At 74.4% G+C, this 23,638-nt stretch carries 24 protein-coding genes; 15 read left to right on the forward strand and 9 right to left on the reverse strand.

Annotated features, from left to right (window positions below; translation table 11 throughout):
• The gene (locus ACIQWA_RS10150) at window positions 1-1,230 is read left to right on the forward strand and encodes a PLP-dependent aminotransferase family protein (protein ID WP_402480878.1); all 1,230 of its coding nucleotides are present in this window, start codon (window positions 1-3) and stop codon (window positions 1,228-1,230) included.
• Window positions 1,231-1,314: 84 nt separating this feature from the next.
• Here ACIQWA_RS10150 and ACIQWA_RS10155 read toward each other — a convergent pair whose 3' ends face one another.
• Window positions 1,315-2,352, reverse strand: coding sequence for a PhzF family phenazine biosynthesis isomerase (locus tag ACIQWA_RS10155; RefSeq protein ID WP_402480579.1), 1,038 nt, complete (start codon window positions 2,350-2,352; stop codon window positions 1,315-1,317).
• Window positions 2,353-2,453: 101 nt separating this feature from the next.
• On the opposite strand from ACIQWA_RS10155, the gene ACIQWA_RS10160 reads away from it, so the two are divergent.
• Window positions 2,454-3,755: an MFS transporter gene (locus ACIQWA_RS10160; RefSeq protein WP_402480581.1), complete on the forward strand. Its 1,302-nt coding sequence runs from the start codon at window positions 2,454-2,456 to the stop codon at window positions 3,753-3,755.
• Between the two features lie 134 nt (window positions 3,756-3,889).
• Here ACIQWA_RS10160 and ACIQWA_RS10165 read toward each other — a convergent pair whose 3' ends face one another.
• Window positions 3,890-6,661 carry a SpaA isopeptide-forming pilin-related protein gene (locus ACIQWA_RS10165; RefSeq protein WP_402480583.1) on the reverse strand — a complete coding sequence of 924 codons (2,772 nt, stop codon included), beginning with the start codon at window positions 6,659-6,661 and terminating at the stop codon, window positions 3,890-3,892.
• Window positions 6,662-6,951: 290 nt separating this feature from the next.
• On the opposite strand from ACIQWA_RS10165, the gene ACIQWA_RS10170 reads away from it, so the two are divergent.
• The 3 genes from ACIQWA_RS10170 (at window position 6,952) to ACIQWA_RS10180 (ending at window position 9,545) form a co-directional block, all read left to right on the forward strand.
• Window positions 6,952-7,755, forward strand: coding sequence for an MBL fold metallo-hydrolase (locus ACIQWA_RS10170; protein ID WP_402480586.1), 804 nt, complete (start codon window positions 6,952-6,954; stop codon window positions 7,753-7,755).
• A gap of 28 nt (window positions 7,756-7,783) precedes the next feature.
• The gene (locus tag ACIQWA_RS10175; protein ID WP_402480881.1) at window positions 7,784-8,194 is read left to right on the forward strand and encodes a nuclear transport factor 2 family protein; all 411 of its coding nucleotides are present in this window, start codon (window positions 7,784-7,786) and stop codon (window positions 8,192-8,194) included.
• Between the two features lie 118 nt (window positions 8,195-8,312).
• Window positions 8,313-9,545 carry an NAD(P)/FAD-dependent oxidoreductase gene (locus ACIQWA_RS10180; protein WP_402480589.1) on the forward strand — a complete coding sequence of 411 codons (1,233 nt, stop codon included), beginning with the start codon at window positions 8,313-8,315 and terminating at the stop codon, window positions 9,543-9,545.
• On the opposite strand, the gene ACIQWA_RS10185 is transcribed toward ACIQWA_RS10180, so the two are convergent.
• Window positions 9,542-10,726 (reverse strand): SPFH domain-containing protein, encoded by a 1,185-nt coding sequence (locus tag ACIQWA_RS10185; RefSeq protein ID WP_402480593.1) that lies wholly within the window; start codon window positions 10,724-10,726, stop codon window positions 9,542-9,544. The two genes, ACIQWA_RS10180 and ACIQWA_RS10185, sit on opposite strands and share 4 nt — an antisense overlap.
• 54 nt (window positions 10,727-10,780) lie before the next feature.
• On the reverse strand, window positions 10,781-11,017 hold the full coding sequence (locus ACIQWA_RS10190; protein ID WP_360234277.1) for a hypothetical protein: 237 nt from the start codon (window positions 11,015-11,017) through the stop codon (window positions 10,781-10,783).
• A gap of 176 nt (window positions 11,018-11,193) precedes the next feature.
• On the opposite strand from ACIQWA_RS10190, the gene ACIQWA_RS10195 reads away from it, so the two are divergent.
• Entirely contained in the window at window positions 11,194-11,610 is a 417-nt protein-coding gene (locus ACIQWA_RS10195; protein WP_360234279.1) for a DUF3592 domain-containing protein, read from the forward strand.
• A gap of 51 nt (window positions 11,611-11,661) precedes the next feature.
• Here the strand turns inward: ACIQWA_RS10195 and ACIQWA_RS10200 are convergent, their stop codons facing one another.
• Entirely contained in the window at window positions 11,662-12,342 is a 681-nt protein-coding gene (locus tag ACIQWA_RS10200; RefSeq protein WP_402480595.1) for a GPP34 family phosphoprotein, read from the reverse strand.
• 54 nt (window positions 12,343-12,396) lie between these two features.
• A complete protein-coding gene (locus tag ACIQWA_RS10205; RefSeq protein ID WP_402480597.1) occupies window positions 12,397-12,978 on the reverse strand; it encodes a hypothetical protein in 582 nt (193 codons plus the stop codon).
• A gap of 163 nt (window positions 12,979-13,141) precedes the next feature.
• Here ACIQWA_RS10205 and ACIQWA_RS10210 point away from each other — a divergent pair, with 163 nt between their 5' ends.
• From ACIQWA_RS10210 to ACIQWA_RS10220, 3 genes are all read left to right on the forward strand, one after another.
• Window positions 13,142-13,747, forward strand: a complete 606-nt coding sequence (locus tag ACIQWA_RS10210; protein WP_402480598.1) for a hypothetical protein — start codon at window positions 13,142-13,144, stop codon at window positions 13,745-13,747.
• 78 nt (window positions 13,748-13,825) lie between these two features.
• Window positions 13,826-14,815, forward strand: coding sequence for a S1C family serine protease (locus ACIQWA_RS10215; protein WP_402480599.1), 990 nt, complete (start codon window positions 13,826-13,828; stop codon window positions 14,813-14,815).
• Window positions 14,816-14,875: 60 nt separating this feature from the next.
• Window positions 14,876-16,603, forward strand: a complete 1,728-nt coding sequence (locus ACIQWA_RS10220) for an alkaline phosphatase family protein (RefSeq protein WP_402480602.1) — start codon at window positions 14,876-14,878, stop codon at window positions 16,601-16,603.
• Window positions 16,604-16,672: 69 nt separating this feature from the next.
• Here ACIQWA_RS10220 and ACIQWA_RS10225 read toward each other — a convergent pair whose 3' ends face one another.
• The 3 genes from ACIQWA_RS10225 to ACIQWA_RS10235 form a co-directional block, all read right to left on the reverse strand.
• Entirely contained in the window at window positions 16,673-17,269 is a 597-nt protein-coding gene (locus ACIQWA_RS10225) for a GNAT family N-acetyltransferase (RefSeq protein ID WP_402480883.1), read from the reverse strand.
• 281 nt (window positions 17,270-17,550) lie between these two features.
• Window positions 17,551-17,967, reverse strand: a complete 417-nt coding sequence (locus tag ACIQWA_RS10230; RefSeq protein WP_402480605.1) for a hypothetical protein — start codon at window positions 17,965-17,967, stop codon at window positions 17,551-17,553.
• Window positions 17,968-17,970: 3 nt separating this feature from the next.
• Window positions 17,971-18,528, reverse strand: coding sequence for a universal stress protein (locus ACIQWA_RS10235; RefSeq protein WP_402480607.1), 558 nt, complete (start codon window positions 18,526-18,528; stop codon window positions 17,971-17,973).
• Window positions 18,529-18,752: 224 nt separating this feature from the next.
• On the opposite strand from ACIQWA_RS10235, the gene ACIQWA_RS10240 reads away from it, so the two are divergent.
• From ACIQWA_RS10240 to ACIQWA_RS10265, 6 genes are all read left to right on the forward strand, one after another.
• Window positions 18,753-19,046: a hypothetical protein gene (locus ACIQWA_RS10240; RefSeq protein ID WP_402480610.1), complete on the forward strand. Its 294-nt coding sequence runs from the start codon at window positions 18,753-18,755 to the stop codon at window positions 19,044-19,046.
• Window positions 19,047-19,109: 63 nt separating this feature from the next.
• Entirely contained in the window at window positions 19,110-19,457 is a 348-nt protein-coding gene (locus ACIQWA_RS10245; RefSeq protein ID WP_402480612.1) for a GntR family transcriptional regulator, read from the forward strand.
• The gene (locus ACIQWA_RS10250; protein ID WP_402480614.1) at window positions 19,454-20,458 is read left to right on the forward strand and encodes a DUF1648 domain-containing protein; all 1,005 of its coding nucleotides are present in this window, start codon (window positions 19,454-19,456) and stop codon (window positions 20,456-20,458) included. The genes ACIQWA_RS10245 and ACIQWA_RS10250 overlap by 4 nt, the downstream gene beginning before the upstream one ends.
• 85 nt (window positions 20,459-20,543) lie before the next feature.
• Window positions 20,544-21,776, forward strand: coding sequence for a nitrate/sulfonate/bicarbonate ABC transporter ATP-binding protein (locus ACIQWA_RS10255; protein ID WP_402480617.1), 1,233 nt, complete (start codon window positions 20,544-20,546; stop codon window positions 21,774-21,776).
• A gap of 117 nt (window positions 21,777-21,893) precedes the next feature.
• A complete protein-coding gene (locus tag ACIQWA_RS10260) occupies window positions 21,894-22,664 on the forward strand; it encodes a hypothetical protein (RefSeq protein WP_402480619.1) in 771 nt (256 codons plus the stop codon).
• A gap of 75 nt (window positions 22,665-22,739) precedes the next feature.
• Complete coding sequence (locus tag ACIQWA_RS10265) at window positions 22,740-23,579, forward strand: SAM-dependent methyltransferase (protein WP_402480622.1); 840 nt, start codon at window positions 22,740-22,742, stop codon at window positions 23,577-23,579.
• Window positions 23,580-23,638: the final 59 nt, after the last annotated feature.

Here is a 23,638-nt window from a genome sequence, read left to right on the forward strand (position 1 = left end):
ATGACCTCGATGAACCTGCTCAACGAGATCTCGATCCGCTACCCGGAGGCGGTCTCCTTCGCGGCCGGCCGCCCGGCCGAGCAGTTCTTCGACCTGGACGCCGTCCACCGCTACCTGGACCGCTACACCGAGCACCTGCGCACCGAGCGCGGACTGTCCGAGGAGGCGGCCCGCCGCCAGGTGCTCCAGTACGGGCGGACCAAGGGGATCATCCACGAGCTGATCGCCGCGCACCTCGCGGTGGACGAGGGCATCGAGGTGCCCGCCGAGTCGATCGTGGTGACGGTCGGCTGCCAGGAGGCGATGTTCCTGGTGCTGCGGGCGCTGCGCCGCGGCCCCGAGGACGTGGTGCTGGCCGTCTCGCCCACCTATGTCGGGCTGACCGGCGCCGCCCTGCTGGCGGACCTGCCGGTGCGGCCGGTGGCCGACGGCCCGGACGGGCTCGACCTGGCCGACCTGCGCCGGCAGCTGGCCGCCGCCCGGGCCGAGGGGCTGCGGCCCCGGGCGCTCTACCTGGTGCCGGACGTGGCCAACCCGAGCGGCGCCAGCCTGCCGCTGGACCTGCGCCGGGAGCTGCTGGAGCTGGCCGCCGAGGAGGACTTCCTGGTCCTGGAGGACAACCCGTACTGCGTGTTCGCGGGCGAGGAGCGGCTGCCCTCGCTCAAGGCGCTGGACACCGCACGGCGGGTGGTCCACCTCGGCTCCTTCGCCAAGACGGCCCTCCCGGGCGCCCGGGTCGGCTACGTGGTGGCGGACCAGCTGGTGGCGGACGGCGCGGGCGGCACCGGCCTGCTGGCCGACCTGCTCGGAATGATCAAGAGCATGACCACGGTGAACACCTCGCCGATCGCCCAGGCCGTGATCGGCGGCGCACTGCTCGCACACGGCCACAGCCTGCGGGCCGCCAACACCGAGGTCGCCGCGCTCTACCGGCGCAACCTCGCGCTGGTGCTGGCGGGCCTGGCCCGGCGCTTCCCGCCGGGCGGCGGGGTGACCTGGAACGAGCCGCGCGGCGGCTTCTTCCTGGTGCTCACGGTGCCGTGCGTGGTGGACGACGCCCTGCTGGAGCTCTCCGCCTCGCGGTACGGGGTGATCTGGACGCCGATGTCCCACTTCTACCCCGGCGAGGGCGGGGAGCGTCAACTGCGGCTCTCCGTCAGCCAGGTGGACCCGGCGACCGTCGACCGGGGCCTGGACGGCCTGGCCGCCCTGCTCGCCGACAACTCCTGACCCGTTAGCGGGGGCGCCGGTCCGGGACCGGCGCCCCCGCTACCGTCCCGCTACGGGATCCGTCCCGCTACGGGGTCGGTCCCGCTACGGGATCGCCACCGCCGTCCCGGAGACCCGCACCCGGGTGTCCTCCGCCCGCAGTTCGACCCGCAGCACGCCCGGACGCCCGAGGTCCTCGCCCTGGTGCAGCGTCAGCACCGCCGGGGCGGTCACCGCGCCCAGCTCGCGCAGGTACGCGCCGAAGGCGGCCGCGGCCGCGCCGGTGGCCGGGTCCTCGACCACACCGCCGACCGGGAACGGGTCGCGGACGTGGAACACCTCGGGGGCCTCGCGCCAGACCAGCTGCAGGGTGACCAGGTCACGGGCGTTCATGAACGCGGCCAGCCCGTCGAAGTCGTAGTCCAGCCGGGCCAGTCGGGAGCGGGTGCCGGCGGCCAGCACCAGGTGCCGGGCGCCCGCGTAGCCGATCCGCGGCGGCAGCGCCGGGTCCAGGTCGGCGGCCGACCAGCCGAGCAGCGCGAGCGCCTCCTCGACGTCCACCGCCGGCACCTCCTCGACCTTCGGCTCGACGCTGGTGAGCGTCGCCCGCAGGCCGTCGTCGCCGGGCTCGACCTCGACCGGGACGTCCCCGGCCGCGGTGCTGAACACGTACCGCCCCGGGCCGGACCGCCCGGCGACCGCGACGGCGGCGGCCACCGTCGCGTGCCCGCAGAACGGTACCTCCAGCAGCGGGCTGAAGTACCGCACGTGGTAAGCGCCCTGCTCGCTGCCCGGGGTCAGGAAGGCGGTCTCGGAGTACCCGACCTCGGCGGCGACGGCGAGCATCCGCTCGGCGGTCAGTCCGGTGGCGTCGAGCACCACGCCGGCGGGGTTGCCGCCCTCGGGGCGGTTCGAGAAGGCGGCGTAGCGGAGGATCTCAGGGGCGTCGTCGGTCATGACCGGACGAACGTGCTCCGGCCGCCCACTGTTCCCGTCGTTCCCCCGTTCCCGTCGTTCCCCCCGTTCTCGCCGTTCTTGTCCGTCCCGCCGTTCGTGCAGCACGGCGTTCAGCTCGGCGAGCGGGGAGGGCGCGAAGAGCAGCCGCTCCTCGGGCAGTCCGGTGATGTCGATGGTCACGCTCACGGCTGTGATCCTGCCATCCCCTCCGACCTGCTCCGCCGTCGTTTGACGCCATCCGTCAATCCACGCGACACGCGGCGCCACCTGGGCGGACCGTACCGGCCATGAGCCTGATCCAGGAGAAGTCCGTCCATGACGACGCCGCCGTCCGCACCCCCGAACCGCCCGCCCCGCCGACCGGCACCGGCCGGGGCGGCCCGTCCGCACTGCTGGGCCTGCTGACCGCCGCCGGCGGTCCCCGGTACGCGGCGGCCCTCGCCGTCGACGCGGTGGGCGGCGGCATGCTGTACCCGTTCCTGCTGCTCTACGGCGTCGGGGTGCTGCACCTGCACGCCGGGGCGGTCGGTCTGGCCCTGTCGGCCGGGATGGTCGCCGGGCTGGTGATGGTGCCGCTGACCGGCCGTTGGATCGACACCGGCGCCCGCACCCTGCCCGCGGCCGTCACCCTGGTGGTGCGGGCGGCGGGCGCGCTGGTCCTGCTCACCGCGGACGGGCTGCCGTTGTTCACCGCGGCGGCGGTGCTGTTCGGCATCGGCGGCCAGTCCTGGCCGGCCACCCACACCGCCGTGGTGAGCACCCTGACCGAGGGCCGGCTGCGGGACGCGGCGCTGGCCGCCGGGCGCTCGGTGCGCAACGCGGGCCTGGGCGCGGGCGCCCTGCTGGCGACGGTCGCGGTGGCCGGCGGGACGGACGTCATCCGGGTGCTGGCCGGGCTGACCGCCGTGGCCTGCCTGCTGGCCGCCGCGCTGGTGGCCTCACTGCGGGTCCGGGCGCCGCAGACGGTGGCGGAGCGGGCCGAGGAGGCCGGGGACGGCGGCGAACCGCTGCGCCGGATCACCCTGTTGAGCCTGGCCAACCTGCCGTACGCGTTCTGCTTCGACGTGCTGGAGGTGGCGCTGCCCGCGCTGCTGGTGCTCCAGCTGCACGCCTCCGCGGCCTGGTCCTCGGGCCTGTTCGTGGGCAACACCGTGCTGGTGATCGCACTGCAGCTGGTGCTGGTGCTGCGGTTGGCGAAGCGCTCCCGGCAGTCGGTGCTGGCGGCCGCGGGGGCGGCGCTGAGCCTGTCGTACCTGGGTTTCTGGGCGGCCGGGTCGCTGGGCGGGGTCCCGGGCACGGTGGGCATCGTGCTGGTGTCCGTGCCGTACACGCTCGGCGAGATCCTCTACTCCGGCTCCGGTACGGCCCTGGTGACGGCCATCGCGCCGCCGCACCTGCTGGGGCGGGCGGTGGCCCGCTGGGAGCTGTCGATGGGGGTCGGCCGGGCGGCGGCTCCGGCCGTGCTGACGGCGCTGCTGGCCGCGGGGCCGGGTCTGCTGTGGGGCGGGCTCGCGGTGACCACGGCGGTCGGGGCGCTGGCGGTGCTGCGGCTGGCGCGGACGGAGGAGCTGGACCTCCCGATGGGATGACCTGCAGGCCCTGACCTCCGGGCACGCCGGTGGCCGGAGGCGCCGCCGTCGGCTCCTCCGGCCACTTCGTCAGCTCAGGCGCTGACGCGCTCACGCGCTCACACGCTCACGCGCTCACGCGCGGGCACGGTCCGTCAGGCGCGCCCTCCGTGCAGGCCGGGCACCGGGGTGCGGTCGGTGTTCGGACCCCACGGGTGGTCCGGCGGGTCGCACGGATCCGGCGGGCACGGCTCCGGCGGGCAGGGCTCCGGCGGGCACTTCCTGCTGTCCGCGACCGTGATCTCCACGCACGGGCAGTCCTTGGTCAGTTCGACCGTGGACACCGCGTCCTGCGGCAGCTCGTACCCGGGGGGAGCGACGACCTCCTGCCAGTAGTACGTCCCCAGCGGGAGGTTGTCCGCCGAGCACACACCGTTGACGTCGGTCGCGCACAGCGGGCCGACCGCCGTGTCCGCGTCGGCCCCGGTGGTCTGCAGCCCGGGCACGCCGTTGGTCTCCCGCCACAGCTGGAAGACGGCTCCGGCCACCGGCTTGCCCGTCTCGGCGTCCACCTTGGTGACGGTGGTCTTCCCGGTCTGCGTGGCCGTCTTGGCGTCCTTGACGGTGACCGGGATGTTCTGGCCGTTGGTGTCCAGCACCACCGTCGTCACCGGCTGCTGCGGCAGGTCGTACCCGGCCGGGGCCGCCGTCTCCTGCCAGTAGTACGTCCCCAGCGGCAGGCCGTCGGCCGAACAGACGCCCGAGGCCGGGGTGGTGCAGGCCGAGCCGACCGCCGTGTCCGCGTTGGCCCCGGTGGTCTGCAACCCCGCGACCCCGTTGGTCTCCCGCCACAACTGGAAGGTGGCGCCCGCCAGCGGCTGCCCGGTCGCGGAGTCCACCTTCGTCACCGAGGTGGTACCGGTCGGGGCGACAGTCCGGGTGTCCTGGACGGTGACCGGGACGGTCTGCCCGTTGGTGTCCAGCACCACGGTCGTCACGTTCAGGTCGGGCAGCTCGTAGCCGTTCGGCGCGGAGACCTCCTGCCAGTAGTAGGTGCCCAGCGGCAGGCCCTGCGCCGAGCAGAGACCGTCCGCCCCCGTGGTGCAGGGCGAGCCGACCGCCGTGTCCGCGTTGGCACCCGTGGTCTGCAGGCCGGACACACCGTTGGTCTCCCGCCACAGCTGGAAGACCGCACCCGCCAAGGGCTGCCCGGTGGCGGAGTCGACCTTGGTGACGGTCGTGGCGGCGGTCGGGGCCGTCGTCCTGGTGTCGGCCACCGTCACCCCGACGTTCTGCCCGTTGGTGCCGAGCACGACCTCGGTCACATTGAGCTGCGGCAGGTCGTAGCCGGGCGGGGCCGCCGTCTCCTGCCAGTAGTACGTCCCCAGCGGCAGGTCGGTCGCCGAGCAGACGCCCGAGGCGGGCGTGGTGCAGGGCGAGCCGACCGCCGTGTCCGGGTTGGCACCCGTGGTCTGCAGCCCCGCGACCCCGTTGGTCTCCCGCCACAGCTGGAAGGTGGCGCCGGCCAGCGGCTGGGAGGTCGCCGAGTCGACCTTGGTGACACTGGTCGACGCGGTCTCCACCACCGGCGACTTGGTGTCCGCGACGGTGACTGGGACGGTCTGGCCGTTGGTGTCCAGCACCACCGTCGTCACCGGCTGCTGCGGCAGGTCGTAGCCGGGCGGGGCCGCCGTCTCCTGCCAGTAGTACGTCCCCAGCGGCAGGTCGCCGACGGTGCAGACGCCGTCCGCGCCGGTGGTGCAGGGGGCGCCGACCTTGCTGTCCGGGGTGGTGCCCGAGGTCTGCAGCCCGGCGACCCCGTTGGTCTCCCGCCACAGCTGGAAGGTGGCGCCGGCGAGCGGCTGCGAGGTCGCCGAGTCGACCTTGGTCACGCTGGTCGACGCGGTCGGGGCCGGCGGGTTGCCGCAGTCGGGCAGGTCGCCGTTGAACGGGTAGGCGTGGAACTCGGTGCCGGTCATGCCCGAACCGGAGTTGTGCAGCAGCGAACCGGTGGTGAAGAAGCGCCCGTTCAGGCCGGGCAGGTTCATCGTGCTGGTGCTGGCCGGGTTGCCGACCAGCACACTGCCCTGGAACTGCCCGGAGCCCGTGAGGGTGACGGTGCTCGCGGTGGGGAAGTTCCACAGCAGACGGGGGCGCAGCTGGTTCCAGGGGTCGTTGTCGTCGAAGCTGCCGCTGTAGGTGTTGACGGTGCGGGCACCGCCGACCAGGTTGACCAGCACCGTCGCGTTCGCGGGGATCCCGGTGAAGGCGACGCCCTGGGTGGAGCCGCCGTTGCCGACCAGGTCGAAGTCGACGTTGAAGACCTGGAGCGCGGAGCTGCCGTCGCCGGTGAACAGGGTCTGGTAGCCCTGGTTGACGGCCGTCCCGGTGGCCGGGCGGGGTGTGCCGACCCCGGCGTAGCACTCGCTCGCCGACTGCAGTTGGCCGCGCAGCGGCGCGTAGGCGGCGACGGCCTGGGCGTCCTGGATCGTCGTCCCGGTGATGGTGCCGGTGGCGGTGCCCGCGTAGCGGACCACGCCGCCGTCGGCCAGGAGCCGCTGGCCCGGGGCGACGGTGACGTTGCCGCCGGCGGTGAGGAAGTCCGCACCGTCGGGCGGGGGCACCCGCGAGCCGACGCCGGCGATGCCGACGTTGTAGCCGGAGCTGGCGCCGGCGGCCTTGTTCTGGCTGAAGTTGCCGAGGGTCACCACGTGGCCCTCGGCCTCGGCGGCCGAGCCGGCGACGTTGAAGTCACCGCCGACGAAGATGTTGATCCCGGCATCGCGGCCCGCGAAGGGGCCGTTGTTGACCGGGGGGAAGGTCGCCGGGCAGTCCGCGCCCAGGCAGGGCCCGAGCCCGCCCGGAAGGCCGGCCGCCGAGGCCTGGGTGGGGGCGACGAGTGAGATGGCGAAGGGTACGAGCGTCAAGGCCAGGGCGGAACTCATCGCCTTGCCTAGTCGGCGTCTCCAGCCGACGGGTGGTACCGCCGGTCTCTGACTGGGCTTCACCTCGGTCCTCTCATGACGTGAACACGATGGGGCCCTGGAAGTCTGCTGGGGCGGGGCCCGGGCGACGGACGACGCGCACGGGGTGTCGCCCGAGCACGGGGCGGAGAGCACCCGATCGGCAGCACCCGTCGACGCTCCGGATGCGCGCCGGTTCCCCGGCGGGGATCCTGGCGACGAGGCGTGCCCGGCCCGAGGAAGGATCCGTAAGCATGAGCGCTCTCGACTTCGAGATCATCGACGCCCCCGACAGCTCGCTCAACAAGACCGCCGTCCTGGTCACCGGGCCGAACGACGCCCTGCTGGTGGACGCCGGGTTCACCCGCTCCGACGGGCGCCGGCTGGTCGAGCGGGTGCGCGCCAGCGGCAAGCGGCTGACCACCGTCTTCGTCAGCCACGGCGACCCGGACTTCTACTTCGGCGCCCAGGAGATCCAGGACGCCTTCCCCCGCGCACGCTTCCTGGCCACCGCCTCGACCGTCCAGCACATCCAGGACACCTACGAGGACAAGCTGCGCGCCTGGTCGCACCTGGGCCCCGAGCTGCCGACCCGGCTGGTCCGGCCGGAGGTGCTGACCGGGGACGAGATCGTCTTCGAGGGCCACCGGTTCGAACTGCGCGGCGCCGACTTCCACCTCCCCGACCGGCACTACCTGTGGCAGCACCACCACCGCGCGGTGCTCGGCGGGGTGCTGCTCTTCGAGGGCCTGCACGTGTGGACGGCCGACACCCCGACCGCCGCCCAACGGGCCGCCTGGATCGACCTGTTGGACGGCATGGAGGCGCTCCGCCCGACCTGGCTGGCGGCCGGCCACCGGGTCGCCGACGCGCCCACCGACCTCAACGCCCTCGACCACACCCGCGCCTACCTGCGGGCCTTCGAGACCGAGTTGGGCCGGGCCGCGGACGCCGCCGCCGCGAAGGAGGCGCTGGAGCGGCGCTTCCCGGACCTCGGGCTGCGGATCGCCGTCGACATCGGTACCAAGGTCGCCATGGGGGAGATGGCGTGGGGGTGAGCGCGCGGTGATCGAGATCCCCAGGGACGTGGCCGGCTTCGCCGAGTCCGCCGCCCCCGCGGACGTGGTGCGCCGCCAGTACCTGGCCTCCGCCCGGGGCGACCTGGCCGCGCTGCGCAGCACCCTCGCCGACGACGTCGAGTGGACCGAGATGGCCGGTTTCCCGCTGGCCGGCACCTACCGCACGCCGAAGGGCGTCACCGCCAACGTGATGGAGCGGCTGGCCGCCGAGTGGGACAACTGGACGGCGCACGACGACCTGTACGTGGTGGACGGCGAGAACGTGGTGGTGCTGGCCCGCTACACGGCCGTCCACAAGGCCACCGGACGACCGCTCGCGGTCCGGGTCGCCCACCACTTCGTCGTGCGCGGCGGCCGGATCGTCCGCTTCGAGCAGTTCACCGACACCGCGCTGGTCAGGGAGGCGGCGACACCGTGAGGCCCCCGTTCACCCGTACGGGCGAGCGCGGCGCGGCGCGCCCGGCGCGGTCTCGACACACCACCCGTTCGGCGGCAGGCTGACCCCGGATCGTCGACGGAGAGCAAGGAGTCGGGCAATGGCGGGCAGCGAACGGCCGATCGTGATCGTCGGAGCCTCCCTGGGCGGCGCCAAGGCGGCCGAGGCCCTGCGCGGGGCCGGGTACCGGGGCGGCATCGTGCTGATCGGCGAGGAGCACGAGCGCCCGTACGAGCGCCCGCCGCTGTCCAAGGGCTACCTGCTCGGCAAGGAGGACCGGGAGAAGATCCACGTCCACCCGCCGCAGTGGTACGCCGAGCACGACGTCACGCTGCGGCTCGGCACCCCGGTCGTCGCGATCGACCCGGCCGCCCGCACCGTGACCCTCGCCGACGACGGCGAAATCGGGTACCACAAGCTGCTGTTGACCACCGGCTCGGTGCCGCGCCGGCTGCCGGTGCCCGGCGCGGACCAGGACGGCGTGCTCTACCTGCGCCGGGTCGAGGACAGCGACCGGATCAAGGCCGTGCTGCGGCCGGGCGCCCGGATCGCGGTGGTGGGCGCCGGCTGGATCGGCCTGGAGGTGGCGGCCGCGGCCCGCGCGGCGGGCGCCGAGGTCACCGTCCTGGAGTCGCTGGAGCTGCCGCTGCTGCGGGTACTCGGACGCGAGGTCGCCCAGGTCTTCGCGGACCTCCACCGCGACCACGGCGTGGACCTGCGCTTCGGCGTGCAGGTCGCCGAACTGACCGGCGCCGACGGCACGGTGAACGGCGTTCGGCTCGGCGACGGCACCGAGCTGGCGGCCGACGCCGTGGTGGTCGGCATCGGCATCTCCCCCGCCACCGCGCTGGCCGAGGCCGCCGGGCTGGAGGTGGAGAACGGCATCAAGACCGACCAGCACCTGCGCACCTCGGACCCGGACGTCTACGCGGCCGGCGACGTCGCCAACGCCTACCACCCGCTGTTCGACCGGCACCTGCGGGTCGAGCACTGGGCCAACGCCCTCAACCAGCCGCAGACCGCCGCCCGGGCCCTGCTGGGGCAGCCGGACGCCGTCTACGACCGGGTCCCGTACTTCTTCTCGGACCAGTACGACGTGGGCCTGGAGTACGTCGGCTACGTCGAACCCGACGGCTACGACCGGGTGGTGTTCCGGGGCGACCCGGCCACCCGGGAGTTCATCGCCTTCTGGCTGTCCGGGGGCCGGGTGCTCGCCGGCATGAACGTCAACGTCTGGGACGTCACCGACCCGATCCGCGAACTGGTGCGCTCGGGGCGGACGGTGGACGTGGACCGGCTCGCGGACCCGAGCGTCCCGCTCACAGAGATCTAGGCCGCGGGGCGGCGGGGTGCGGGTTTGCCGTCGGCGGCCACGGCAGTCGAACGCTGGAGGGAGTGCAGGATGGCGAGGCCCTGGCTGACGATGCCGGCCGCCATCTGGTTGACGCCGTCGCTGCCGTTGAGGACGGTGAGTTCGGCCCCGGACATGCCCCGGGCGGCCGCGTCCGCGAGGAGCGGGAGGTTCTCCACGATCCGGTTGGCGGCGATGAGCTCCTGGTTTCCGCCGCGCAGGGATTCGGCCCGGGCGGTGTTGGCGTCCGCCTGTGCCTGGGCGAGGGCCCGTTCGCTGTAGGCGCTGCCGTCCGCCTCGAACTTCACCCGGTCCCGGGCGGCTTCGGCCAGCGTCCGCTGCCGGTACGCCTCCGCGTCCGCCGGGCGCCGTACCTCGGCCTCCAACTGCTGCGCCGCCAGCGCGGCCCGGCGCTGGGCGAGGGCGGTCTGCTCCTCGATGACGTCCTGGGAGGCCCGGGCCTCGGCGAGCGGGCCGGCCTGGGCGGCGCGGGCCCTGGACTGCTCCGTCTCGGCGAGGAAGCCGGCCCGCTTGATCGCGGTGTCGCGCTCGTACTCGGCTTTCAGGGCGGCCGCCTGCTGCTCCCGTTCGGTGGCCTCCTGGTCGGCCTTGGCCTGGGCGATCCGGGCCTGGCTGGCGACCGCCGCCACGTGCGGCGCGGCCAGGTTGTCGATGTAGCCGGTCGAGTCCTCGATCTCCTGGATCTGCAGCGCGTCGACCACGATGCCCAGCTTCTCCATCTCGCCGTGGCTGCCCGCCATCACCTCCTGGGCGACCCTGCTGCGTTCCCGGATGATCTGCTCCACGGTCAGCCCGCCGATGATCGACCGCAGGTGGCCGGCGAAGATCCGGCCGACGAGTTCCTCCATCTGCTCCTGTTCCGAGAGGAAGCGACGGGCGGCGTTGGCGATCGACACGGCGTCGTCGCCGACCTTGAACACGCAGACCGCGCGCACGGTGAGCCGGATCCCCTGCTGAGTGACGCAGTCCTCGGCGATCTCCGCCTCCCGAAGGGCCAGGGAGAGCATCCGGACCTTCTGCTTGACCGGCAGGACCAGGCTGCCGTGGCCGGTGACGATGCGGAACTGGGTGTCCTGCGCCTGGTGCTTGGAACCGGATATCAGCATCGCCTCGTTGGGCGCGGGAACGTGCCAGAAGAACATGATCGACCACCTGACCTGTTGGGCCACCTGACCTGTTGGGGCTGTGACGCGCGGCTACGACGGCAGTAGCTCGACGATGACCGAGCGGGCCGAGAGCGCGTCCACCACGACCACCCGGACGTCCCGGCCGACCGGCTCCGAGCACCAGGCCGCGAACACCTCCGAACCGCCCCTCAGGGCCACCAGCACCTCGCCCGGACCGTCCAGCGGAATGGGCACCGTCACCTTGCCGACGGCCCCGATCGGGCTCTGCCACGAGTCATCGGCCGGGGACATCCGCTCACGCGCCACCGGCGCCTCCGCTCACCAGGTCCGCCGCACCCGAGACGCTTTCCACGGTACTCCGACCGCGGGCCGGCGCCCGCAGTGGACCGAGCCGTTGCTGGGCGTCAGGACCGCCCGCACTCGGCGATACTGGGGTCCGTGGGGAAGTCTCGGGGCTGGTACTTCGGGCTGGGAGGCGCGCGGTGGGTGGGACGGCCGGGTTCGCCGTGGTGGTGTTCGGGGCGTTGGGCGGTGTGGTCGCCTACCTCGCCGGAGTGGTCGGGCTGCGCGAACTGCGCCGGCTGCGCCGGGTCGGGGTGCCGGTCCCGGCCCTGGTGCGGTCCCGCGTCGCGACTCCGGAGGACCGGGCGCTGCCGCCGCGGCCGCTGCTCCAGTTCGAGACCGCGGACGGCCGGGTGGTCGAGGTGTTCTCGCCCGTCCCGTCCACCGCCCGCCACCCCATGCCCGACGGCGGCTACGTCCCGGTGCGCTACGACCCGGCAGACCCCCGGCAGGTGCTGGTGGACGGGCGGGAGCGGGTGCGGCTGGAGTACGGCTTCGTCGCCCTGGGGCTGCTGATGGTGCTGGCCTCGATCACCCTCGGTGCCGCCGTGCTGTGAGCCCCCGCCACCGGCCCACCGGCCCGTCCGACGCGCACGGGCCCCCGGGCCTCAGGCCGTCGCCGCGGCGGTGGTCGCGGCCGCCGTCGCGGCGATCACGGCGGCCATGGTGGCCTGCATGTTCCGGATCGCCTCGCGGACGGAGTCGCCCGCCCAGTCGCCCGCGGCGATCTCGGCGAAGCGCGGCTCGACCTGCTTGCGCGGCAGGTCGGGGAAGGCCGGCCGGTGCAGCCCGGCCGAGTGCAGCAGGGCGATCAGCGCGGCGGTTCGCAGCTCCGGCTCGGCGCCGTCCAGGACGACGGCCGTCAGGCGCTCGCGCAGCGCGCGCTCCACACTGCCGTCCGCCTCCGGGTAGAGCCGGACCGGGAAGATGCCGAGGACGCGGCGCCGCTCCTCGGTGACCAGGCCGCGGTCGCAGAGCCGCAGTTCGGTGTCCCGGAGCACGGTGGCCCGGTCCTTGGTGAGCCAGTCCGCGGCCTTGGCCCGGCCCGGGCGCCGTCCGCCGATCCACTCGTCGAGGCGTTCCAGCCGGCCGTCCAGCAGCGGGTCACCCGTCGGGGTGCGGTCGACCACGGTGAGCCGGCCGTCGGCCACCTCGACGCGTCCGGCCAGCACCAGTTCGGCCAGCAGGCCACCGGTGGCGGCCCAGGCGGTGCTCGCGCCCTCCTTCGGTGCGCCGGTCCGGTCGTCCAGCGAGAGCAGCACCAGCTCCTCGGCGAGGGTGACGTGCATCGGGGGTCCTTCCTCTCTCATCGCCCGTCGGCCCTCATCGGCGCGGAGCGGCTCTCATGATCGCAGGGCCTCGACCAGGCGCCGGGCCCGGGTGTCCTCCGCCAGCAGCACCCTCAGCAGCGGCTCGGCACCGCCGTCCGCCGCGCCGCCGGACAGGTAGGCCTCGACCGAGCGCGGGTCGGCGGGCAGCGTCACCTGTCCGGCGTCGAGGGCGGCGTGGGCCCGGGCGTGGTCGAGGCCGAGCCCGGCGAGCAGCTCACCGGCGTTCGCCTCCGGCACCAACTCCGGCTCCTGCCTCGCCACTTCGTGGAGCGCGAGGAGGGCCAGCAGGACGTGCTCGGTGCCGGGCGTGCGGCGGCCGAGGCGCTCGGCCTGGGCGTCCGCCTCCAGCCGGATCCAGGCCGACCGACCGGCCGACCCCGGCGACAGCAGCCGCTTCCAGCGCGGGGCGCGGTGGGCGCGGCGGGCGCGGCGGGCGAGCAGCGCCTCCCGGGTCGGGCGCAACAGGGCGGCGGGGCCGCCGTCCGGCCCGTCGGCGCCGCCCGTTTCTTCGGCGCCCGTTCCGCCCTGCGCTTGCCGGTTCGACTCCAGCTCGGTCGTCTCCAGCTCGGTCGTCTCCAGCTCGGTCGTCTCCATCGGGCCCCTCCCACGGATGCGGCTTTGCCTGAACGATACGCTCACTTTGCTCGTCTTTTGCAATTTTCCCGCGCATCAAGAAGGCGTCAGGACCGACCCGGGCGCGGAGGTGGGCACCGCCGCACCGAAGGCGATCTTTCCCGCCCATGAGAAAGTCATTCCTGTGATCGTCATACCAAGCCCGGTGCAGCGACGGCCCGGGCGCCTCACCGCCGTCGCCCTGCTGGCCGCCGCCCTCGCCCTGACCGCCTGCGGAACACAGCGCGCCACCCAGCCGACGGCGGCCGCGCCGACCACCCCGACCAGCACGGACGTCCCGAACGCCACACCGTACGCGGAACCCGGGGCCGGCGACGGCGCGCCGCACCACCGAGAGAACAACGGCTCCCGGATCGCGCGCGACCTGTCCCCCGCCGCCGAGCAGGAGGCCCGCCGGGAGGCCAACCGCATCGAGCCCGTCCTCAAGGGGCTCTGGGAATCCGGCACCTGGGACCCGGCGAGCGTGCGCACCGCACTGCTCCGGCTCGGGTACCCGTCGGAGGACGCCAGGCCGAACACCACGCAGACCGTCGGCGCGCTCACCGTGTGGCCGGGCGAGCCGCGCTTCACGAGCGAGCGGGGCTACGTCACCCCCGAGGGCGCCTCGATCAGCCTCCGGGTCCGCCCCGACGCCTGCGTCATCGGGTTCGTGCAGCCGACCAACTACCAGGTGCGGACGAGCGGCCCGTACCCCGAGACCGGCTGTTTCGAGCCGCCGTTCGCGCACTGAGCCCGGTCGGCGGAAGCCTCGGCGACGCTCCGTTGTTGCTACCGGGTGGACCCGGACCTCCGTAAGGGGTGAGCACCCATGGCCGACACCATCCCCGGCCCCGGCCCCGAGCGCGCGCCCGGGGCGGAGGCGCCACTGGACGCCTACTCGCGGATCGTCACCTCCGTGGCCGCCACCGTGACGCCACGGGTCGCCGCCCTGCACGTCCCCCGGCGCGGCCGGGACGGCTGGTTCAGCACCGCGCTCGGCTCGGCCGTGGTCTTCACCGAGGACGGCTTCCTGCTCACCAACGCCCACGTCGTCGGCCACGCCGACGCCGGCACGCTGGCCTTCGCCGACGGCACCACCGCGCCCTTCCACACCATCGGCGCCGACCCGCTCTCCGACCTCGCGGTACTGCGCGCCGACGGCCCGACCCCCTCCCCGGTGGCGCTCGGCGAGGCCACCGCGCTGCGGGTCGGGCAGCTGGTCGTCGCCGTCGGCAACCCGCTCGGCCTGGCCGGGACGGTCACCGCGGGCGTGGTCAGCGCGCTCGGCCGCTCGCTGCCCGCCCGGGCCGGCAGCGCCGTACGGATCATCGACGACGTGATCCAGACCGACGCCGCGCTCAACCCCGGCAACTCCGGCGGCGCGCTCACCACCGCCGACGGCGAGGTGGTCGGCATCACCACGGCGGTGGCCGGGAACGGACTGGGCCTGGCGGTGCCGATCAACGCCACCAGCCGGCGGATCATCGCCGCCCTGCTCGCCGACGGCCGGATCCGCCGCGCCTACCTGGGCCTGGCCGGGGTCCCGGCCCCGCTGCCGCCCGCCCTGCGCGAGCGCACCGGGCAGCGCACCGGCCTGCGGATCATCGAGGTGGTCCTCGACTCCCCGGCCGCGCACTCCGGCCTACTCGAGGGCGACCTGCTGATCACCGCCGCCGCCGAACCCATGGGCAGCGCCCAGGCCCTCCAGCGGCTGATGCTCGCGGACGCCATCGGCCGCCCGCTGCCGCTCACCGCCCTGCGCGGCGGGGCCCTGGTCGACGTGATCGCCGTCCCGGCCGAACTCCCCACCGAGGACTGACCGAGCACCCACCGGCGTGGATCTTTGACGGTCCGTCACCACTACTGCTGGGGTGAGCGCATGGAGCCCATCGAACGCATCCGGCAGGCGATCACCCACGAGCGGGAGGAGTGGCACGCCTGGCTCGCCGGGCTGCGGGCCGGCCGGGCGCCGGCACCCCAGGGGCGGATCCGGCACGTCTTCGTCCTCGTCCTGGAGAACCGCTCGTTCGACCACATGCTGGGGGTGTCGACCGGCACGGTGGCCGACGGCAGCCTCCGCCACGGCGTCGGCACGGACGCGGTGACCGGCGCGCCGACCACCGTCGACGGCCCCGACACCCGCGCGGGCAACCACCACGCGGGCAGGGACTACCCCGTCCGGATCGGCGCGCCCTTCGCCCTGCCCGTCGACCCACCGCACGAGTTCTGCGACGTCCAGCTCCAGCTCGCCTCGACCGCCATCTCCGGCCGTCCGCACGACGACCGGTGCGCCTACGACGGCACCTACCCGCCGATCACCCTGGACGGCTTCGTCGACAACTACGTCAACGAGGCGACGGTGAAGCAGAACGCCGAGGCCCTCGCCGACCCCGGCGCCGTCATGGCCTGCTTCACCGCCGAACAGCTCCCCGTCCTCAGCACCCTGGCCCGCGAGTTCGCCGTCTGCGACCGCTGGTTCTCCGCCCTGCCCGGGCCGACCTGGCCCAACCGCTTCTTCCTGCACGCGGCGAGCTCCGCCGGCCTCGACCACAGCCCCGACCCGGTCGACACCGTCCGGTCGCGGCTGAGCGGCTACACGTTCGAACGCGGGACGCTCTACGAAGCCCTGGACGGCAAGGGCCTCCCGTGGCGCGTCTACGCCGGCGACGCGCTCCCCCAGGTCAGCGCGCTCGCCGGGATGGACCTGCTGACGACGGTGGAGCACTACCACCACCTCGACGACCTGGCGGAACACCTCCAGGACCCCGGGTACCCGGCCGCGTACACCTTCATCGAGCCGAACTACGGCCACGTCCTCACCCACGGCGGTGACTTCCGCTGCGGCAACAGCCAGCACCCGCTCGGCGACGTGACCGACGGCGAGGCGCTGATCAAGTCCGTCTACGAGGGGCTGCGGCGCTCACCGCTCTGGGAGTCCAGCCTGCTCGTCATCACCTACGACGAGCACGGCGGCTTCTACGACCACGTGCCGCCACCCACCGCCGTCCCGCCGGGCGACCGCACCGACCCGGAGCACAGCGCCCACGGCTTCCGCTTCGACCGGCTCGGCGTCCGGGTGCCCGCCGTCGTCGTCTCCCCGTGGGTCCCGGCCGCCGCACCCGGCGGCACGGGCGGCGGCACCGGCGGCACGGGCGGCACCGGCGGCGGCACCGGCGGGCGGAACTGCAACCTGATCGACCACACCCAGTACGACCACGGCTCGCTGCTCGCCACCGTCGAGCGGCTGTTCGGACTGGCCCCGCTCACCGACCGCGACGCCCGGGCGAACGACTTCCTCCACCTGCTCTCCGCCGACGCCCCGCGCGAGGCGCCCCGCACCCTGCCCGACCCGGCCGAGTCGGGTGTGTCCTGGAAGGCGGAGGCCGTCGGCCCGGCCGATCCCGGCCGGCCCGTCACGGCGACGCTGCGCGGGTTCGTCGAGACGGCCGCGATCCAGGAAGCGCGCCTGCACCCGCAGGAGCACGACCGGATCCGCCGGCGGGCCGCCGGGATCGGAACGGTGGCCGACGCCGAGCGGTACCTCGCGGACATCACCGGACAACTCGGCCGGGCCGGGCTGCGCATCGCCCGGCCGCCCCAGGACTGACCCCGCCGCCCCAGGCGCACTCGCGCGCAGGCGCGGACGACACCCGCGACGACGAGGCCGCCGCCTGTCCTACGCGCCCGGCGCGCGCCGCATCGTCCAGAGGGTCGGGCCGTCGGCCGGCAGCCGGACCTCCTCCAGCACCTCGAAGCCGAAGTGCCGGTAGACGGCGAGGTTCTCCCGCTTGGAGGACTCCAGGTGGACCGGCAGGCCCGCGGCGTCCGCCCGGGCCAGGCCGGCGCGCAGCAGTGCGGCGCCCTGGCCGCGGCCCTGGGCGGCCGGGTCGGTGCCGAGCAGCGCCAGGTACCAGTGCGCCTCCTGCGGCGCGGTCGCGGCGGCCGCCGCCACGCACTCCCGGAACCAGCCGGCCCGGTCGCCGAGCAGCGCGGCCAGTTCCCGGATCGTCCCCTCGTCCGGCACGGCCTTCTCCTGGGCCTGCGGCGCGACCCAGATCGCGGCCGCGTGCCCGGTGCGCTCGCACACCCCATACGGCAGGTACTGCCGGGTGAGCAACGTGTCGAAGTAGCCGACCAGCGCGGCCGGTCGGGCGGCCTCCTCGGGGAAGAACCAGCACATCATCGGGTCGTCGCCGAAGGCCCGGGCCAGCAGCCGGGCGGTCGGCCCGACGTCCTCGCCCGTGATGCTCGTCGGCCGGTACGCGTTCGTCATCCGCATACGGACATCCTCCGCGCCCTTATCCCGGGCCACCCGGGTGGGGGGCACCAACTCGGCCACGACGAGCGGGACATGACGGTGCGCGGGGTGGCGGTGGAGTGGCCGCTGCGGGCCGCGGCCCGCTGTCCGAACGGCGGCCACTCCACCGCGGGGCGCCGGGGCGCCCCGCCTTCACCTGTCCTCCACCGGTCGCCGCGGGCTCCGGAGTACCGGCCGGGGCCCGGGGGTTCGGCGGCAGCCCGTCCCCGTGCGGGGGCGGGCCGTCCACGGGCGCCTCAGACCGTACGGTCCAGGCGCAGCAGCGCCACCCGCACACGGCGCCGGGGCAGCGCCGCGGGCAGCGGGAGCAGCAGTGCGGCGGCGGTGAACGCCGCGTAGTGCCAGGTCTCGGGCCAGGTGCCGGACCAGCCGAGCTCGGCGTGCCGGTGCTCGGCGAAGGCATTGCAGCACAGCCAGGCGGCCAGGCCGACCAGCGGCGCGGCCCACGGGCGGGAGAAGTGCCCGACCAGTACGCACAGCGCCAGGTAGGCGGCGAGCGCGGGCGCCCCGGAGTGCAGGGCGCCGAGCCGGCCGAGGGCGAGCGCGAGCAGTCCGCCGCCGAGCAGGGCGATGGTGCCCGAGGTGCCGGGCGCCAGCCGCTCCAGCACCGGACGGAAGCGGGCGCCGCCGGGGCGCGCCGAGTACATCCGCACCCGTCAGCGGCCCTTCGCCGCGAGCGGTTCGGGCGCCGGGGCGACCGTCAGGTGCCAGCGGGTGCGGCGGTGGAGCGCCTCCAGGTCGTGCAGCAGCTCGGGCACCGGGACGACGAGGACGGGGCAGCCGGCCCGGCGGGCGCAGTACGCGGACACCGACCGCCGCAGCCGGCGGCGCAGCGGGCCGCCGCTGCGGCCGAGCACCAGCAGGTCGTCCGGCCGGTCGGCGACGTGCGCCAGGGCGGGGCCGGTCTCGCCGCGGATCACCACGGGCTGCATCGGCACGTCGGGGCCGTCCGTGCCGAAGGCCGCCGCCAGGGCTTCGTCCAGGCGCCGCTCGGCGGCCTCCCGCACGGCGGCGAGCAGCGGCGGGCAGGGCGAGCGGCGGTAGCCGTGCTCGCCGCCCGGCGGCTCCCAGGCGAGCACCGGCCACAGCACCGCACCGCGGTCGCGGGCCTCGGCCAGGCCGCGGTGCAGCGCGGCCAGACTGCCCAGTGACCCGCTGACCCCGACCACCACCCTGGGTGCCGTGCCGTCCTGGTGCCGCCCGTCGCCGTGCATGATCCGTCCTCGTGTGGTTCGGTCCTCCGTCACTGCCCACCCAATCGCCTTCCGGCCGCCCGCCCGGCCCTCGTTGACGCCTCCCTGACGCCCCGGGCGGCGTTCCGTACGCACTCCATACACGGACCGGCGCGCCACCCCGCGGTGCGCTCTCCGGTGCGCCCTCCGGGGGCAACCCGGTCGTTCCGGGCGAGGCGCGCGCCTCGGACGGTTATGCATCAGGTATGAAAATCACCCTTCGCGCCGCCCTCGGCGTCCCGCTGATGACCGCCGCCGCCCTGGCCCTGACCTCCGTTCCGGCCACCGCGGCCACCGGGGACCTCGCCATCAACGGCACCACCCAGACCGATCCCTCGGGGTGCTACGCCCTGGACGGGACCGCCAGCGTCGTCGACAACCTCACCGACCGGGCGGCGGAGATCCACTCCGGCGCGGACTGCAGCGGAGAGGTCGTCGAGGTGATCGCCGCCGGTGACGACAGCCGCGTCACCGGGGCGCAGAGCCTCTTCATCCCCTGACCCGGTTCGCCCCCCAAGCGGCCGGTGGCACCACGATCGGATGGTGCTATCGTCACTAGCACCATGTTGCTGAAGCTGGACCTTGGCGACGCCCGCCCCTTGCACGAGCAGGTGGCGGGCGCGATCAGACGGGCCGTCGCGGAGGGCGAGTGCGCCCCCGGCGACAAGCTGCCGCCCGCCCGGGAGCTGTCCCGGGCCCTCGGCGTGAACACCAACACCGTGCTGCGCGGGCTGCGCGCCCTGCGCGACGAGGGGGTGCTGGAGTTCCGCCGGGGCCGCGGCATCACGGTCGCCACCGATGCCGACACCCGTAGCGAACTGGTCGAGCGGGTGCGGCAGTTGATCGCGGACGCGGCCCAGGCCGGCTACAGCAGGAACGAACTCGTGGATCTGATCAGGGGGATGTCGTGAAGGACGAAGAAGCCGCCGGGGAACCTGCCCCGGAGCGGCCGGTGCGCCGGACGGCGCTGTGGGGGGCCGGGGTCTGGATCCTCGGCGTGACGGCTCTGCTGGTCGCGCTGCCGCTGACCGCCCGGGACCGCCTGCCGGAGCAGGTGGCCACGCACTGGAGCGGGAGCCGGCCGGACGGTTCGATGCCGCTGACGGCCGCGGCGCTGTTCCCGGCCGGCGTCTGGCTGCTGGTCGCGGCCGGTCTGGCCACCGCGCTGCGGTTCCGGCCCGGCCCGGCCCGCGGCGCCGCCGGACCGGTGCTGGCCGGCACCGGGGTACTGCTGAGCGGCGCGCAGGCCTCCATCGTGCGCGCCAACCTGGACCGGGCCTGCTGGCAGGACGCCGCACCGATGGGCATCGAGGTGCTCCTGATCGTTCTCGCGGCCGGCCTGGCGGGTGTGCTGGCCTGGCTGGCGACCCGGCCGGCCGCCGACGGGCCCGCCCGGCCCGGCGGGCCGGTGCTGGAACTCAGGGCCGGCGAGCGGCTGGTCTGGCTCTCCCGGGCCTCCAACCACTGGATGCAGGTGGTCGCCGCGGTGATGGGCCTGCTCACGGCCGCGGGCCTGCTGCTCGCCGCGGCCGGGCGCACCGAGTCCGTGGACTGGGCGTCGGTGGTGCTCTTCGGCCTCGGTGCCGTCGCCCTGCTGCTCTGCTCCTCGGTCCGGGTCCGGGTGGGCGACGACGGCCTGCACGTCGGCTTCGGCCCGTTCGGCCGGCCCGCCCGGCACCTCGCCCCCGAGGAGATCGCCTCCGCCCGGGTCGGCCGGCTCAACGCCCGGCAGGCCGGCGGCTGGGGCTTCCGGGTGTTCCGCGGGGGCACCAGCGTCTTCCTGCGCTCCGGCCAGTGCCTGGTGGTCCGCACCAGGCGCGGGACGGACCTCGTGATCAGCGTGGACGACGCCGAGCGCGGCGCGGCCCTGCTCAACGCACTCGTCGAACGGGCCGGCACGCCGAACGGCTGACCCCGCCCGGCCCGCCCGCACCACGATCGTCGAGGCCTCCGCTGTCACCAAGACCTTCACCACCCCGGACGGACGGGCCCTGCCGGTGCTGGACGACATCAGCCTGCACCTGGCCGAGGGCGAGATCGTCGCCCTGCTCGGCAAGTCCGGCTCCGGCAAGTCCACCCTGCTGCGCTGCCTGGCCGGGCTGATCCCGCCCTCCTCCGGGACGGTCAGCTACCGGGGCACCCCGCTGCGGGCCGCCAGCCCGGGAGTGGCGATGGTGTTCCAGTCCTTCGCCCTGCTGCCCTGGCTGACCGTCCAGCAGAACGTCGAACTCAGCCTCCAGGCGCGCGGGGTGGGCGAGGAGGAGCGGCGCGAGCGGGCGCTGCGGGCGATCGACCTGATCGGCCTGGACGGCTTCGAGGGCGCCTACCCCAAGGAGCTGTCCGGCGGGATGCGCCAGCGGGTCGGCTTCGCCCGGGCGCTGGTGGTCGAACCGGACGCGCTGTTCATGGACGAGCCGTTCTCCGCCCTGGACGTGCTGACCGCCGAGAACCTGCGCAACGAACTGGTCGGCCTGTGGGAGGGCCGCGGGGCCCCGGTCAAGTCGATCCTGATCGTCACCCACAACATCGAGGAGGCGGTGCTGCTGGCCGACCGGATCCTCGTGCTGTCCTCCAACCCCGGCCGGATCCGCTCCGAACTGACCGTCGACCTGCCCCGCCCGCGCGACCGCCGCACCCCCCAGTTCGAGGCCCTGGTCGACACCGTCTACGGCATCCTCACCGGTCGCGAGGAGCAGCCCGCCACCGAACCCGCCGCCCGGCAGGCCGTCACCCCGATCACCACCCCGCTGCCGCCGGCCACCGTCGGCGGGCTGGCCGGCCTGCTGGAGATCCTGCTGGCGATGGGCGGCGAGGAGGGCCTGGCCGAGATCGCCGACGAGCTCAACTTCGAGGTCGACGACCTGCTCCCGCTGGTCGACGCCGCCGTCCTGCTCGACCTCGCCCGCACCACCGACGGCCGCTTCGCCATCACGCCCGCCGGCCGCGAGTTCGCCGCCGCCGACATCCTCACCAGGAAGCAGCTGTTCGCCCGCCAGGCCGCCCGTCGGGCCCCGCTGGTGCGCGCCGTCGTCCAGTCGCTGGCCGCCACCAGGGACCACAAGCTCCGCGAGGACCTCTTCCTCGACCTGCTGCGGTCCGGCTACGACACCGCGGACGCCCGGCGCCAGTTGGAGACCGCCATCGACTGGGGCCGCTACGGCGAGCTCTACGACTACGACGCGGACGACGCGGAGTTCGCCCTCGAACCCGGCGCCGAGGCCGCGTTGTAGGCCGAGGCCGGAGCGCAGGCCGCCCGACAAACCACCCGATCCGGTGGTGGGTCGATCTCCTGCTGCGGGTACACCAGTTGACGGCCAACCATCGCGCTCACCAGCGAGGAGGCATCCGTGACCGACGACCGGAGTGCCGGAAACACCATCGAGATCCCCGATTCCCCCGATTCCCCCGACTCCCCCCGACGGACCGTCCAGGACGAACGGACCGTGACGTTCCTGCGCTTCGGCGTCGGGGCGATCGGCGTGCTGCTGCCGCCGGCCCTGCCGCTGGGCAACTGGCTGGCGGACGAGCTCACCGGGCGGGCCACGGACGGCTTCTGGCCCGCGTCGATGAGCGCCGCGTACTACGGCGGCACCCGGAACATCTTCGTGGGCGCCCTGTGCGCGCTCGGGGTGTTCCTGATCTGCTACCGGATGGACCGGCGGGACGACCGGTGGAGCACGGCGGCCGGGGTGTTCGCGCTCGGGGTCGCGCTGTGCCCGACGACGCCGTCGGATCCGACGGGGTTGCAGCGCACCGTCGGGGTCTTCCATCTGGTGTTCGCCGGGCTGCTGTTCGTGATGCTGGCGCTGTTCTGCCTGTACTCCTTCCGCAATCCGCGCTCGGCGCAGCCGGCCCGGGTGGCCACGGCGTACCTGGCGGCGGGGGTGCTGATCCTGGTCGCCCTGCTGGCGGCGGTGGTGACGGGGCTGTCGGGGTTCGGGGCCGACTGGGCGGTGCGGCCGGTGTACCTGTGCGAGTGGGTGGCGACCTGGGCGTTCGGTGCGGCCTGGATCGGTGCGGCGGTGGAGCTGGCGGCCGGGCGCGGCGGCCGGGCGGGTGCGCTGCCCCGACAGGCGGTGGGGCTGGAGGTGCGGAGTCCGGAGGCGCCCCTCACCTGAACCTTCGTCATACCGTCACACCGGTGAACCGTTACCATGCGCTCCAAGACCGGCCGCCCTGGCGCCCGGTGACGGATGCCCGAAGCAACGGGGAGCGAGAGCGTGACGGACGAGCACTACCCCTCGGTCGACCTGCGGATGGACGTGCCCCACTCCGCACGGGTCTACGACTACCTCATCGGCGGGAAGACCAACTTCGAGGCGGACCGGGCCGCCGCGCACGCTTCCGTCCGGGCCTGGCCGGCGCTGCCGACGTCCATGCGGACCACCCGCGCCTTCATGCAGCGCTCGGTGCGCCACCTCACCGAGCAGTACGGGGTGCGGCAGTTCCTGGACATCGGCACCGGCATCCCCACCTCGCCCAACGTGCACGAGATCGCCCAGGCGATCGCCCCCGAGGCCCGGGTCGGCTACGTCGACAACGACCCGATCGTGCTGACCCACGCGCGCGCCCTGATGGACAGCACGCCCCAGGGCCGCACCTGTTACGTGGACGCCGACTTCCGGAACCCGGAGTCGATCATCGAGGACCCCCGGCTGCGCGAGGTGCTCGACCTCTCGCAGCCGGTGGCGCTCTCGCTGATCGCCATCGTGCACTTCGTGCTGGACGAGGACGACCCGCAGGGCATCGTGCGCCGCTTCATGGACGCGCTGGCGCCCGGCAGCTTCCTCGCCCTCACCGTGTTCACCGGCGACACCGACCCGGTCGGGGTGGGCGGCGTCGGCCGGGAGTACAACGCCCGCGGCATCCCGCTGCAGATCCGCGACAAGGCCGAGACCGAGGCCTTCTTCGACGGCTACCGGCTGCTCGACCCGGGGGTCACCCTGGTCCACCACTGGCGGCCGGACCCGGACGCCCCGGCGATCCGCGACCGGGACATCGCGATGTACGCGGGCGTGGCCGTCAAGGACTGACCTCACCGACGGGGCGGGGCCTGATCGGCCGGGGCCGGTCCGGGGTCAGCCGGGGGCCG

Source organism: Kitasatospora sp. NPDC098652 (assembly GCF_044760155.1).
Lineage (GTDB): Bacteria > Actinomycetota > Actinomycetes > Streptomycetales > Streptomycetaceae > Kitasatospora.